Here is a 12916-nt window from a genome sequence, read left to right on the forward strand (position 1 = left end):
TCTTCCGCGCCTTTTTCTTCCTTCACGGTCACACCCGGTAAACTTTACAAACATTTTGCAATTCACCAGGGTTTCCCCACAGAGACCCGCGCGATAATCCCCGTCTGTTTCCTCATAAAAAATAACCACTTATTTATTATGGCTACTTTCGTATCGCGTTTTTCACTGTGGCTGGCAATGGCGGCCGTTGCTGGCGTCCTGGCCCTCCCTGCCCGCGCCAATACCTGGCCCTTACCGCCTTCAGGTAGCCGCCTCGTCGGGCAAAATCAGTTTCATGTCGTCCAGAATGACGGCGGTTCGCTGGAGGCTATCGCCAAAAAATACAACGTGGGCTTTCTGGCATTGCTTCAGGCAAATCCCGGCGTCGATCCTTACGTTCCGCGTGCCGGCAGCGTACTGACCATTCCGCTGCAGACCCTACTGCCGGAAGCGCCGCGCGAAGGGCTGGTGATCAACCTCGCCGAGCTTCGCCTCTACTACTACCCGCCGGGGAAAAATGAGGTCACCGTCTACCCTATCGGTATCGGCCAGTTGGGAGGGGATACCCTTACTCCGACGATGATCACCACCGTCTCCGACAAGCGCGCAAATCCAACCTGGACGCCGACGGCGAATATTCGCGCACGGTATAAAGCGATGGGAATAGAACTCCCGGGCGTGGTACCTGCCGGGCCGGATAACCCGATGGGGCACCATGCTATCCGCCTTGCGGCCTACGGCGGCGTCTATCTGCTGCACGGCACGAATGCCGATTTTGGCATCGGAATGCGCGTAAGCTCCGGCTGTATCCGCCTGCGCGATGACGACATCAAAACCCTGTTTAACCTCGTTACCCCAGGGACGAAAGTCAATATTATCAACACGCCAGTAAAAGTCTCCGTGGAGCCTGACGGCAGACGTCTGGTGGAAATCCATCAGCCGCTGTCCAAACACTTAAATGACGATCCGCAGACGCTGCCAATAGTCCTGAATAGCGAGATGTCGGCGTTTAAGCAGGCCGCGCAGACCGATCAGACGGTGATGGATCGTGCGATGGTGCTGCGTTCGGGTATGCCGATTGACGTTACCCGTCATCACAATGCTGGCGAACAGTCATTGTAAGCGCTTAGACAGAAATAAAAAACCGCCCGGGGGCGGTTTTTATGGGATAACAAACGGGGTAAAACGATAGTGCGACGCTTCGCGGTTTCATAAAGGGGTGAAAACCGCGTCACGTAAGTGGCATAACAGGGAACAACTTACTGCTCGCGGCCTGATAAAGGGGTCAGGGGTCGCGTTTTGTCAGTGGCATGACAGGGGTAAAACGAAACTTATTTGTAGATAACCGCAGTGCCATGCAGGGTGTTTGGACCCGTTACTGAGGTGATACGGAAAGAGGTGGCGCCCATTTCTTCCGCTTTCTGCGCCAGCTGGTCTTCCAGCGAGCCCAGGTTTGTCCCGGCGGAGGCAGAAACGGTACCGATTTTGTGTTGGCCGGCAGGTGTGGACTGCACTTCAACAGCCGCGAAGCTGGCGAAAGAAAGAGAGCTCAGCACGGCGGCAAGCGTCAGCGTTTTGATGTTTTTCATGATTATTATACCTATGCAGATGATTTTTTTAGTAGGGTCGTAAGAATTAACTTAACGATCGATAGGTAAATAATAATGTGACCTATATCACACGTCAATGAATTTTTATAACGATCGTTTATTTATTTATAAACAACTTAAAATTCATACATATATGAATTATTTATTTTTGCGGGTTCAGCGCTGGAAGGTTGTAAGGTTTATTTTTATAATGCCTCTTCAACAAACCAACATAGGTACAGCGGCATCATGACAACTGACGTTCAAAGTTGCACAAAAAAAAGCCGTGGCCGACCCAAAGTGTTCGACAAGGAAGCGGCGCTGGATAAGGCTATGGCACTTTTCTGGCAGCACGGCTACGAGGCAACTTCTCTTGCCGATCTGGTGGAGGCGACCGGGGCAAAAGCACCGACGCTGTACGCTGAGTTCGTCAACAAGGAAGGGTTATTTCGCGCGGTTCTGGATCGCTATATTTCACGTTTTGCCGCCAGACACGAAGCGCTGTTGTTTGCCGAAGAAAAATCAGTTGATCAGGCGCTGCGAGACTATTTCACCGCCATTGCCACCTGCTTTACCAGTAAAGACACGCCGGCAGGCTGTTTTATGATCAATACGTCCGCGGCGCTGGCGGCATCATCTACCGCGATCGCCAATACCATTAAGTCGCGGCACGCGATGCAGGAACAAACGCTGACCCAGTTCCTCCAGCAGCGGCAGCTGCGCGGCGAACTGCCGCAAAACGGCGATGTGCGACAGCTGGCGCAGTTCTTAAACTGCGTGTTGCAAGGGATGTCCATCAGCGCACGCGAAGGGGCTGATTTCACCAGGCTGATGCAAATCGCCGATACCACCCTGCGGCTGTGGCCGCAAATCCTCCAGCACTAATCTGCGCTTCCCCGGTGACAATCGCCACCGGGTTTTCCCCTGTCTTTCCTGATTAACCCCAGTTTTATTCATGTTTTCACACTGTTACGTATCAATTTTGTTGTAAATGATATTGATAACAATAATCACTACGTGCAAAATCCGCTTTTAAGTTTTTCTGCTTATTTCCATCTGTAACAACCGATGCGCCCGCATCGAACACTAAAAACAACATGACTGCAGTTAACTCATAAAAGGAATGCGTATGAACAAGCGTCTCTGGGTGCTTAACCCACTGCTGCTGGCCACCGCCCTGCCCGCCTTTGCCGCGCAGGCGGAAGAAGAAAACATTATCGTTAGCGCCAACCGAACTCACCGCACCGTCGCCGAAATGGCGCAAACCACGTGGGTTATCGAAGGTCAGGAGATAGAACAACAGGTTCAGGGGGGAAAGGAGTTCAAAGACGTCCTGGCCCAGTTGATTCCCGGAATTGATGTCAGCAGCCAGGGACGAACCAACTACGGAATGAACATGCGTGGACGGGCCATCGTGGTGCTGATCGACGGCGTTCGCCTCAACTCTTCCCGTACCGACAGCCGTCAGCTCGACGCTATCGACCCGTTCAACATTGAGCATATTGAAGTCATCTCCGGCGCCACTTCGCTGTATGGCGGCGGCAGTACCGGCGGCCTGATCAATATCGTGACCAAAAAAGGGCAGCAGGAACGCCAGGTGGATCTGGAATTAGGCGGCAAAAGCGGATTTGCCAACAGCAACGATCACGACGAACGCGTGGCGGCGGCGGTCAGCGGCGGCACCGACCATGCTTCCGGACGGTTATCGGTGGCTTATCAGCGCTTTGGCGGCTGGTATGATGGCAATAACGATGCGCTGGTCCTCGATAATACGCAGACCGGCCTGCAGCACTCGGATCGCCTCGATGTCATGGGCACCGGCACCATCAACATCGACGATAACCGTCAGCTGCAGCTGGTGACGCAATACTATAAAAGCCAGGGCGATGATTACGGCCTGTATCTCGGCAAAAACATGTCGGCCGTCACCGGTGAGGGCAAAGCCTATACCACCGACGGGCTTAATTCCGACCGCGTTCCTGGTACCGAACGGCATCTGATTAGCCTGCAATACTCCGATGCCGATTTCTATGGCCAGAATCTGGTCAGCCAGATCTATTATCGCGACGAGTCGCTGACCTTTTACCCCTTCCCGACGCTCACCAAAGGTCAGGTCAGCAGCTTCTCCTCATCTAAACAGGATACCGATCAGTACGGTGCGAAGATTACCCTTAACAGCCAACCGCTTGACGGCTGGGATCTGACCTGGGGGCTGGATGCCGATCATGAGACCTTTAATGCCAACCAGATGTTCTTCGATCTGAACACTTCGATGGCGTCAGGCGGCCTGCACAACGAGTCTATCTACACGACAGGACGCTACCCGGGCTATAGCATTACAAACCTGGCGCCGTTCCTGCAAAGTAGTTATGACCTGAATGATATTTTCACACTGAGCGGCGGCGTGCGCTATCAATGGACGGAAAACCGGGTTGATGATTTTGTCGGCTACGCCCAGCAGCAGGATGTCGCCAGCGGCAAAGTGAACTCGGCCGATGCCATCCCGGGCGGTAAAACGGATTATGATAACTTCCTGTTTAACGCCGGTATTGTCGCCCACCTCACCGACCGCCAGCAGACCTGGTTTAACTTCTCGCAGGGCGTCGAGCTGCCGGACCCGGGTAAATACTATGGTATCGGCAAATACGGCGCGGCGGTCAACGGCAACTATCCCCTGCTGTCGAGCGTCAACGTGGGTGATTCGCCGCTGCAGGGGATCAAAGTCAACTCCTACGAACTGGGCTGGCGTTACACCGGCGATAACCTGCGCACGCAGCTGGCGGCATACTACTCCACCTCGGACAAAACCATTGTCGTTAACCGCACCGATATGACGATCGACGTCCAGTCCGACAAGCGGCGTATTTACGGCGTGGAAGGGGCCGTCGATTACTTCTTCCCGGATAGCGACTGGAGCACAGGTGCGAACTTCAACGTGCTGAAATCTCAGGTGAAGAGTGACGGTAGCTGGCAGAAATGGGATGTGACTCTCGCTTCGCCATCTAAAGCCACCGCCTGGGTCGGCTGGGCGCCGGATCCGTGGTCGCTGCGCGTGCAAACCCAGCAGGTATTCGACCTGAGCGATGCCAGCGGTAATAAGCTCGACGGCTATAATACCGTAGACTTTATCGGCAGCTATGCGCTCCCGGTGGGCAAACTGACCTTCAGCATCGAGAACCTGCTGAACGAAGACTATGTCACCATCTGGGGACAGCGCGCCCCGCTGCTCTATAGCCCGACCTACGGCAGCAGTTCACTGTATGAATACAAAGGTCGCGGCCGTACCTTTGGCCTGAACTACGCCGTCAGCTTCTGATAAAAAAAGCCCCTCAGCCTGAGTGCAGGAGGGGCAAATAACAGTCACGTCTTTTTTACGCTTTGTTGTTGAGGACCAGCTGGCCGTTACTGTCCAGCGGAATCTGCGTCCCGGGATCGTGTTCCATGCGGATTTTTCCCTGCTGTTCGCCAATTTTGTAGGTCACATCGTAGCCCAGCATTTTATCCGACTTGTCATACACCGTTTTACAGCGCTGCTGCGTGGTGGTGTAGGTATCCCCTTCCTGCATCGAACCCTGAATCTGGTTACCGGCGTAACCGCCGCCCAGAGCGCCCACGACGGTCGCCACGCTGCGACCACGACCGCCGCCAAACTGATGGCCGATGACCCCGCCGGCAACGGCGCCAAGAACGGAGCCGGCGATGCGGTTTTCATCCTGCACCGGACGACGATGGGTCACGGTGACGTTACGGCATTCCTGACGCGGAGTTTTTACGGTCTCTTTTATCGGTGTACTGGACACCACTTGCGCATATTGCGGGCCACGATCTAAGACGTTAAGACCAGCGACAGCTGCAACACCCAGCGCGGCAGCCACGCCAATCCCTATACCCGCCAACATTGATTTATTCACGGGGTATCCTCCCTTGTTGCTGATAGAAACAATTTTGCTATCGACCCGGGGACCTTGCAAATGAGAAAGCGGATGAAAAATGCGGGGAAAAGCGGCAAACGGAGTGGATTCAGAGGAATCCGAGATGTTATGCGCGAAATGGCAGACAGAAATTCTGTCATTGAGCCGGCAAGGAGATTACCGGCTCAACGTTCACCTTGTTACCATCCCAAACGGGCCTAGCGGCACAATCCGGGAACGAGGCAAACAGACTATCAGTGCAGCTTCAGACGGGGACGAATGATGCGGTTGATGCGCCCTACCAGCATCATCAGACCGGTCTTGCAGTAGCCGTGCAGCGCAATCTGGTGCATACGGTACAGAGAGATATACACGAAACGCGCAATACGTCCTTCGACCATCATGGAACCGCGCATCAGGTTGCCCATCAGGCTCCCCACGGTCGAGTAGTTGGAGAGCGAAACCAGCGAACCGTGATCTTTATAGACGTAGGGCTTCAGCGGCTTGTCTTTCATCTGCGCCAGAATATTATTCAATGCGCAGGTCGCCATCTGGTGAGCCGCCTGGGCGCGCGGTGGCACAAATCCACCTTCCGGACGCGCGCAGGATGCGCAGTCGCCGATCGCATAAATATCCGGGTCGAGCGTCGTTTGCAGCGTTGGCTGAACCACCAGTTGGTTAATACGGTTGGTTTCCAGACCGCCGATCTCTTTCATAAAGTCCGGCGCTTTGATCCCCGCCGCCCAGACCATCAGGTCGGCATTAATGAACTCGCCGTCTTTGGTATGCAGACCGTTGGCATCGGCGCTGGTCACCATGGTTTTCGTCAGGACGCGTACACCAAGCTTTGTCAGTTCATTGTGAGCGGCGCTGGAAATACGCGGCGGCAGCGCAGGAAGAATACGCTCACCCGCTTCAACCAGAGTCACGTTCAATGCCTCGTTAGTCAGCCCTTTGTAACCGTAGCTGTGCAGTTGCTTCACCGCGTTGTGCAGCTCAGCGGAGAGCTCAACGCCGGTAGCCCCGCCGCCCACGATCGCGATATTGACTTTGCCGTTGGCGCCGAGGTTAGCCGAGTATTTCAGGAACAGGTTCAGCATTTCCTGATGGAAACGGCGTGCCTGGTGCGGGTTATCAAGGAAAATACAGTTCTCTTTGACGCCCGGAGTATTAAAGTCGTTAGAGGTACTGCCCAGCGCCATCACCAGCGTGTCGTACGGCAGCTTACGCTCGGCGACCAGCAGCTCGCCCTTCTCGTCACGCAGCTCGGACAGCGTAATGGTTTTCGCTTCACGGTTAATATCCGCCACTGACCCCAGCTGGAACTGGAAACCGTGGTTGCGGGCGTGGGCCAGATAGCTCAGCGCATCGACGCCTTCATCGAGCGAACCGGTCGCCACTTCATGCAGCAACGGCTTCCACAGATGGCTATGATTACGATCCACCAGCGTGATTTTCGCTTTTTTGCTACGCCCCAGCTTTCTCCCCAGCTGAGTCGCCAGTTCCAGTCCACCGGCACCGCCACCTACGATTACGATTTTTTTCAATGGTGTAGTCACGAGACCCCCTAAAAATATTAACCAATTGTTAATTAAAAGTTATATAAATAGCTCTTATTTAACAACAAGTTACAGCAGTGAAACCATTCAGCGAAATTGAGAATACCATGAACGGGTCATTGGTCATACCAAAATTGATATGCATCAAGTTTTACCGCCTGTTTTTTAACCATGCCATCACTGGCGCCATAAAAAAAGCCCGCCGTATTCACATACGGCGGGCCGGAGTCCAGGAGCGGTTCAGCCTAGCGTCTTAAAGGCTTTTATCCGCTGCAGATGGGGGGAGATGTTTTTGAATTTGTGGGTCTGCTCATTATCCCAGATGATTTCATAGTAGTGATGCAGCAGGTCAGCGGAACGCTGGCTGTCCAGCGCTTCGTCCTGGCGGGAGAGTATCACCAGACAACGATCGCGGTTTTTCTCGCGGAAGTTGTTGACGCACTTGGTCCCGATATCAGCATACTCTTCAGGCCTGTCGATCTTACCTTCCATGTTTTCTGCGGGAAACAGATTGGGGTTAAAAATGGCCTGACGCACATCGCAAAGGAAACCGATCCGTTCCGCCCAATAGCCGCCCAGACCGACGCCGCAAATCAGCGGCCGATCGTCAGTATTAAGCTGCAGCATTTTATCGACTTCTTTTAACAAGTGCTGCATATCATGTTTTGGGTGCCGCGTGCTGTAGCTTATCAGACGCACATCGGGATCGATAAACTGCAGCTGCAGCACTTTCTCATGGTTTCCGGGACTGTTTGAGTCAAAACCGTGTAAATAGATAATCATCGCATCCTCACCAGACTTCAGGTCAATTACGCAGACTTCGCCTCTTGCCAACGCGCGTGGAGCTGCTCCAGCTGCGCATTAACCGTCTTCCAACGGGCAGAATCCCTTAACTCCTGACGGGTAAATGAACCTTTATGATACAATTTCGTAACACGCTCTGCTTTGATCGGCGACAGGTTATCCAGCACGCTGACCGCACCCTTACGATTATTGCAGACCAGGATCATATCGCAACCTGCATCCAGCGATGCCTGCCCACGTTCGGCATAACTGCCCATGATCGCCGCCCCTTCCATCGACAGATCGTCAGAGAAAATGACCCCGTCGAAACCCAGCTCACCGCGCAGCACCGTCTTCAGCCAGTGCGCTGAACCACTGGCCGGGCGCGGATCCACATCGCTGTAGATAACGTGGGCAGGCATAATGGCATCGAGACGATTTTCCGCCACCAGGGTGCGGAAAACCGCCATATCCCGGGCCCGAATCTCAGCTTCAGCGCGCGGATCTCGCGGCGTCTCTTTATGCGAATCCGCGGTCACAGCACCGTGTCCCGGGAAGTGTTTCCCGGTGGTTTTCATCCCCGCCTCGTGCATACCGTCGATAAAGCGGCGGGCGATGGCCAGCGCTTTATCCGGATCGTCATGATAAGCGCGTTCACCGATCGCGGCACTGATGTGGCCGACATCAAGAACCGGCGCAAAGCTGATATCGATATCCATCGCGATCATCTCGCTGGCCATCAGCCAACCGGCCTGAGCCGCCAGCGCGCCGCCCTCTTCCATCCCCAGCAGCGCCGCAAAAGATTGCGCGGCCGGCAGTCGGGTAAACCCCTCGCGAAAGCGCTGTACGCGCCCGCCTTCCTGATCGACGGCCACCACCAGATGATTGCGCGAAGCCTCGCGGATCTGGCGCACCAGTTCCCGCAGTTGGGCCGGATCGTGATAGTTGCGGGTGAATAAAATCAGCCCGCCCACCAGCGGATGGGCGAGAATCTCACGCTCTTCCGCATCCAGTTCAAACCCTTCGACATCCAACATTACCGGACCCACACTGACCTCTCTTATCCTTTTCATTCTTTGTCTAACTGACACCATGTTTCATCTGCCAGCGTGATAAATTGCCGGTCGCCGGTCTGCTGCCAGCGGCGTTCATACCAGCCCGCCATCAGCAATATGACCCAAGGACGCCAGCGTTGTACCTGCCGCCACAGCAGCCGCTCATCAATACGCGCCAGCCGGGCATATGCGGTGACCAGCTGGCGATGCGCCGCCGGCGCAATCCACACCGCGGCCAGCTCCAGCGCAATGTCGCCATCGCCCGCATATTCCCAGTCGATCAACCGCAGCCCCGCTTTCGTATGGACAATATTGCCGGCATGCACATCCATATGTAACGGCGCCAGCCGCAGAGGACGAGGCTCGCCGCGCTGCAACAAACGTTTATGCCAACGCAGCCACAGCGGCGTACGCCGCGCAGGATCACAGGCCAGCCAGTAGCGTTCAAGCAGCGGCGCCAGCGCCACATACCAGCCCAGACGCGACTGCCGGTGCAGATGATACAATAACCCTGCCAGCTGCGGGCACTCCGGAAGCGTGCTTTTCATCTCGCCATCGCAATATTCCGCCACCAGCCAGCCCGGCGAATAAAAAAGCGGCGCGGGGACGACGGTCTTCGGCAGGCGAGACAGGGTGCGGTACTGACGGAGGAAATCACGGGCGGGAGCGTCGGGGTCGTGCGGCTGGCGCAGGACCAGCCGCCGGACGCCGTCGCTGATAATACAGCTGCCGCCGCTCAGGCCATTCTGGCCCAGGCCGGCGACAGGTGAATAGCGGGGGAAAAAGCGCGACAACACCTCATCGCGCGTCAGTTTACTGTTGCTGAACGGCACCTTTACCTGACCAAATAATCTCGCCAGTCTGCACCAGCATCAGCTGCATTTTCAGCTCAGGTGAATTGACGTTGCCGGTCGCATTCGAGTACAGCACGTACTGAGCTCCCACGGTACGGGCAATCCCCATCGCTTTGCTGCGGCTGCCGAGACTATCCTGAGGGGATAAACCCAGCTGCTGTTTTGCCACTCCCAGCTGCTGGGCAGACACCAGCGTAAATTTGCCATTGCCACTCAGGGCATTGCGCAACGCCGTCGTCGCCTCTCCGGCGTTCAGCGTGCCGTTGGTGCGGTTATTCACACTGTCGACCAGCAGAATACTGCCCGCATTGACGCCGCCCGCCTGCAGCATTTGCCCCACCATCGGCTGTACCGCCGCATTCCAGTCATAATGACGCACGCGCGGCGCTGGCTGTGCCGGCTGCTGCTCGTGTTCAATCGGCCCTGGCTGCTCCGGAATAGTCGGAACCGTAGGTACGGTTGGCACCGTCGGCTGCGGCTGCGCGGGCTGGGTTGGCTTCGGCTGCGCCTCCTCAACGGGAGCGGGCTCCTGACGTTGCCCCACGCACCCGGCAAGGAATATCGCCAGTGCCGTGATTAACGCGTAGCGACACATTTTAATCATTACAATTACCCCTTACAGATAAAGATACAGGCGGGCCTTATGTGCCCCCAAAATATTTGCGCTACCGTACAAGGTGACAGAAGAGTGCGCAGGCACCGTAATACTCCGGGCCGGCTCCAGCGGATGCATTTCCAGTCCTCTGGCGTCATACCAGAAGAAGCGGTAATGCACGGTGATCGGTTCCTGTCGTTCATTAAACAGTCTGGAGGTGGCGGTTGCCTGAATCTCTGAGGCCGTGACCTCTGGCGCATCGGCGCTGATGCCCGCCGCCAGCACGTTGGATTCCATCACCAGAGTCTGCTGTTCACCAACGGGGATTTCCGCATGGGAACCGCACCCGACCAGGAGCATAGCCGCCAGAAGCGGGCCGAAATGAGCTGCGCGCATCGATTAACCTTTGTGAGCCAGCATCGGGCCTAGCGGGCGACCGCCCAGCAGGTGCATATGGATATGGTAGACTTCCTGGCCGCCGTGGCGGTTGCAATTGACAATCAGACGATAGCCATCGTCAGCAAGACCTTCATCACGCGCAATTTTTGCCGCAACGGTCATCATGCGCCCCAGCGTCAGTTCATGTTCAGCGGTCACATCGTTGACGGTAGGAATCAGGATATTGGGGACAATCAGAATGTGGGTCGGCGCCTGCGGGGAAATATCGCGAAAAGCGGTCACCAGTTCATCCTGATAAACCATATCCGACGGGATCTCCCGGCGAATGATTTTGCTAAAAATCGTTTCTTCTGCCATGACTGATTCCTTATTAATTTTTATACCGTGCTCTGGCCTGCCTCTGCAGATAAACGCGGATGCACAGGATTCGCCTAAGAGTATGAGCGAGTTACTCCCTCTCTTTCAACCCGAATGCGCTTTTTCTTATGTCGCGACGGTGATAGCTGCTGATGGATTAATCATATTGCGGCTTCAGGCTTTGCGCCGGGCTCGCTTAAGGGCCCTTTTGGCACCACCGTGGGTATCAAAGGCTGATGCCCACATCTCTTTTATGCCTTAATACGCCCCCCGGGTTTCAGCCGGCAGATTGAGAACAATAAAAAAGGCAGCCATTCGGCTGCCTTAGTCTCCCCACATCACGACTTAGTTGCTGCGGATGTACTCATCCATTTCAGTTTTCAGGTTATCGGATTTGGTCCCGAAGATGGCCTGAACGCCTGAACCTGCAACAACCACACCGGCAGCGCCCAGTTTTTTCAGGCCAGCCTGATCAACTTTCGCGACGTCGGCCACGCTGACGCGCAGACGGGTGATGCATGCATCAAGGTTAGTGATGTTGTCTTTACCGCCGAACGCTGCAATCAGTGCCGGAGCCATTTCGCTGGTCGCACCGGCTTTGCTGTCTTCAGTCGTATCTTCACGACCCGGAGTTTTCAGGTCCAGTGCTTTAATCAGCACGCGGAAGATAACGTAGTAGACGATGGCATAGCAGATACCGACGATCGGGAACAGCCACAGTTTGCTGCTGTTACCAGACAGTACGATAAAGTCGATCAGACCATGAGAGAACGACGTACCATCACGCATACCCAGCAGGATACAGATCGGGAAGGCCAGACCGGCAAGAATAGCGTGGATAACGTACAGAATCGGCGCAACGAACATGAAGGAGAACTCGATCGGCTCGGTGATACCGGTCAGGAACGAGGTCAACGCTGCGGAGATCATGATACCGCCCACTTTCGCGCGGTTTTCCGGCTTAGCGGAGTGCCAAATCGCGATAGCAGCAGCCGGCAGACCGTACATTTTGAACAGGAAGCCGCCGGACAGTTTACCCGCAGTCGGGTCGCCTGCCATATAACGAGGGATATCGCCGTGGAAGACCTGACCTGCCGCGTTGGTGTATTCGCCAATCTGCATCTGGAAAGGAACGTTCCAGATGTGGTGCAGACCAAACGGTACCAGGCAGCGTTCGATGAAGCCGTAGATACCGAACGCCACAACCGGGTTCTGGTATGCCGCCCACTGCGAGAAGGTCTGGATAGCAGTACCGATCGGTGGCCAGATGAAGGAGAGGATCACGCCGGTGAAAATAGCGGCGAGACCGGAGATAATCGGAACAAAACGCTTGCCCGCAAAGAAGCCCAGATATTCAGGCAGCTTGATGCGGTAGAAGCGGTTGAACATGTACGCTGCAATCGCACCAGAGATAATACCGCCGAGTACGCCGGTATCAGCCAGGTGTTTGGCCGCAATTTCTTCAGCAGGTAAATGCAGAACCAGCGGTGCAACGACCGCCATGGTTTTCACCATGATGCCGTAAGCAACAACGGAAGCCAGCGCAGATACGCCGTCGTTATTGGTGAAGCCAAGCGCCACACCGATAGCGAAGATCAATGGCATATTGGCAAAGACTGAACCGCCTGCTTCTGCCATAACGTGGGAAACAACGGCTGGCAGCCAGCTGAAGTTTGCGGAACCGACGCCCAGCAGGATACCTGCGATAGGCAGCACGGAGACCGGCAGCATCAGCGATTTACCGACCTTCTGCAGGTTAGCAAATGCATTCTTAAACATAATTGAGAGTGCTCCTGAGTATTTGGTGCTTTTTACGTTTTCACGCATTGGCACGG

Annotated in this window: 13 protein-coding genes; 3 read left to right on the forward strand and 10 right to left on the reverse strand. The window is 55.2% G+C overall.

What is annotated here, in order from left to right:
- Window positions 1–138 precede the first annotated feature (138 nt).
- On the forward strand, window positions 139–1101 hold the full coding sequence (ldtC, locus tag GRPL_RS05870) for a L,D-transpeptidase LdtC (RefSeq protein WP_032688335.1): 963 nt from the start codon (window positions 139–141) through the stop codon (window positions 1099–1101).
- 209 nt (window positions 1102–1310) lie between these two features.
- Here ldtC and bhsA read toward each other — a convergent pair whose 3' ends face one another.
- Complete coding sequence (gene bhsA / locus GRPL_RS05865) at window positions 1311–1568, reverse strand: multiple stress resistance protein BhsA (protein WP_004860548.1); 258 nt, start codon at window positions 1566–1568, stop codon at window positions 1311–1313.
- A 249-nt stretch (window positions 1569–1817) separates the two neighbouring features.
- On the opposite strand from bhsA, the gene GRPL_RS05860 reads away from it, so the two are divergent.
- On the forward strand, window positions 1818–2453 hold the full coding sequence (locus GRPL_RS05860; RefSeq protein WP_032688336.1) for a TetR/AcrR family transcriptional regulator: 636 nt from the start codon (window positions 1818–1820) through the stop codon (window positions 2451–2453).
- 244 nt (window positions 2454–2697) lie between these two features.
- The gene (locus GRPL_RS05855; protein ID WP_032700297.1) at window positions 2698–4884 is read left to right on the forward strand and encodes a TonB-dependent siderophore receptor; all 2187 of its coding nucleotides are present in this window, start codon (window positions 2698–2700) and stop codon (window positions 4882–4884) included.
- Between the two features lie 55 nt (window positions 4885–4939).
- Here the strand turns inward: GRPL_RS05855 and GRPL_RS05850 are convergent, their stop codons facing one another.
- The 9 genes from GRPL_RS05850 to ptsG form a co-directional block, all read right to left on the reverse strand.
- Complete coding sequence (locus GRPL_RS05850; RefSeq protein WP_048619515.1) at window positions 4940–5479, reverse strand: glycine zipper 2TM domain-containing protein; 540 nt, start codon at window positions 5477–5479, stop codon at window positions 4940–4942.
- A gap of 254 nt (window positions 5480–5733) precedes the next feature.
- Window positions 5734–7038, reverse strand: a complete 1305-nt coding sequence (locus GRPL_RS05845; RefSeq protein ID WP_032688338.1) for an NAD(P)/FAD-dependent oxidoreductase — start codon at window positions 7036–7038, stop codon at window positions 5734–5736.
- Window positions 7039–7278: 240 nt separating this feature from the next.
- Window positions 7279–7821 (reverse strand): alpha/beta hydrolase YcfP, encoded by a 543-nt coding sequence (ycfP, locus tag GRPL_RS05840; RefSeq protein WP_032688339.1) that lies wholly within the window; start codon window positions 7819–7821, stop codon window positions 7279–7281.
- Window positions 7822–7847: 26 nt separating this feature from the next.
- Window positions 7848–8870, reverse strand: coding sequence for a beta-N-acetylhexosaminidase (gene nagZ, locus GRPL_RS05835; RefSeq protein WP_015584641.1), 1023 nt, complete (start codon window positions 8868–8870; stop codon window positions 7848–7850).
- A 20-nt stretch (window positions 8871–8890) separates the two neighbouring features.
- A complete protein-coding gene (gene thiK / locus GRPL_RS05830; protein ID WP_032695740.1) occupies window positions 8891–9709 on the reverse strand; it encodes a thiamine kinase in 819 nt (272 codons plus the stop codon).
- Window positions 9690–10325, reverse strand: coding sequence for a penicillin-binding protein activator LpoB (gene lpoB / locus GRPL_RS05825; RefSeq protein WP_162180106.1), 636 nt, complete (start codon window positions 10323–10325; stop codon window positions 9690–9692). The genes thiK and lpoB overlap by 20 nt, the downstream gene beginning before the upstream one ends.
- Before the next feature lie 21 nt (window positions 10326–10346).
- Window positions 10347–10721, reverse strand: coding sequence for a YcfL family putative periplasmic lipoprotein (locus GRPL_RS05820; RefSeq protein WP_032700299.1), 375 nt, complete (start codon window positions 10719–10721; stop codon window positions 10347–10349).
- Window positions 10722–10724: 3 nt separating this feature from the next.
- Window positions 10725–11081 carry a purine nucleoside phosphoramidase gene (gene hinT, locus GRPL_RS05815; protein ID WP_004860530.1) on the reverse strand — a complete coding sequence of 119 codons (357 nt, stop codon included), beginning with the start codon at window positions 11079–11081 and terminating at the stop codon, window positions 10725–10727.
- 345 nt (window positions 11082–11426) lie between these two features.
- Window positions 11427–12860 carry a PTS glucose transporter subunit IIBC gene (ptsG, locus tag GRPL_RS05810; RefSeq protein ID WP_004860526.1) on the reverse strand — a complete coding sequence of 478 codons (1434 nt, stop codon included), beginning with the start codon at window positions 12858–12860 and terminating at the stop codon, window positions 11427–11429.
- Between the last annotated feature and the right edge of the window lie 56 nt (window positions 12861–12916).

The organism is Klebsiella planticola ATCC 33531 (genome assembly GCF_000735435.1).
In the GTDB taxonomy this organism is placed as follows: domain Bacteria; phylum Pseudomonadota; class Gammaproteobacteria; order Enterobacterales; family Enterobacteriaceae; genus Klebsiella; species Klebsiella planticola.

Excerpts from the sequence above, each read along its gene's own strand:
- ptsG (WP_004860526.1), bottom strand. The coding sequence starts at position 12,860 with ATGTTTAAGAATGCATTTGCTAACCTGCAGAAGGTCGGTAAATCGCTG.
- bhsA (WP_004860548.1), bottom strand. The coding sequence starts at position 1,568 with ATGAAAAACATCAAAACGCTGACGCTTGCCGCCGTGCTGAGCTCTCTT.
- GRPL_RS05860 (WP_032688336.1), top strand. The coding sequence starts at position 1,818 with ATGACAACTGACGTTCAAAGTTGCACAAAAAAAAGCCGTGGCCGACCC.
- ycfP (WP_032688339.1), bottom strand. The coding sequence starts at position 7,821 with ATGATTATCTATTTACACGGTTTTGACTCAAACAGTCCCGGAAACCAT.
- lpoB (WP_162180106.1), bottom strand. The coding sequence starts at position 10,325 with ATGTGTCGCTACGCGTTAATCACGGCACTGGCGATATTCCTTGCCGGG.
- GRPL_RS05820 (WP_032700299.1), bottom strand. The coding sequence starts at position 10,721 with ATGCGCGCAGCTCATTTCGGCCCGCTTCTGGCGGCTATGCTCCTGGTC.
- GRPL_RS05855 (WP_032700297.1), top strand. The coding sequence starts at position 2,698 with ATGAACAAGCGTCTCTGGGTGCTTAACCCACTGCTGCTGGCCACCGCC.
- ldtC (WP_032688335.1), top strand. The coding sequence starts at position 139 with ATGGCTACTTTCGTATCGCGTTTTTCACTGTGGCTGGCAATGGCGGCC.
- hinT (WP_004860530.1), bottom strand. The coding sequence starts at position 11,081 with ATGGCAGAAGAAACGATTTTTAGCAAAATCATTCGCCGGGAGATCCCG.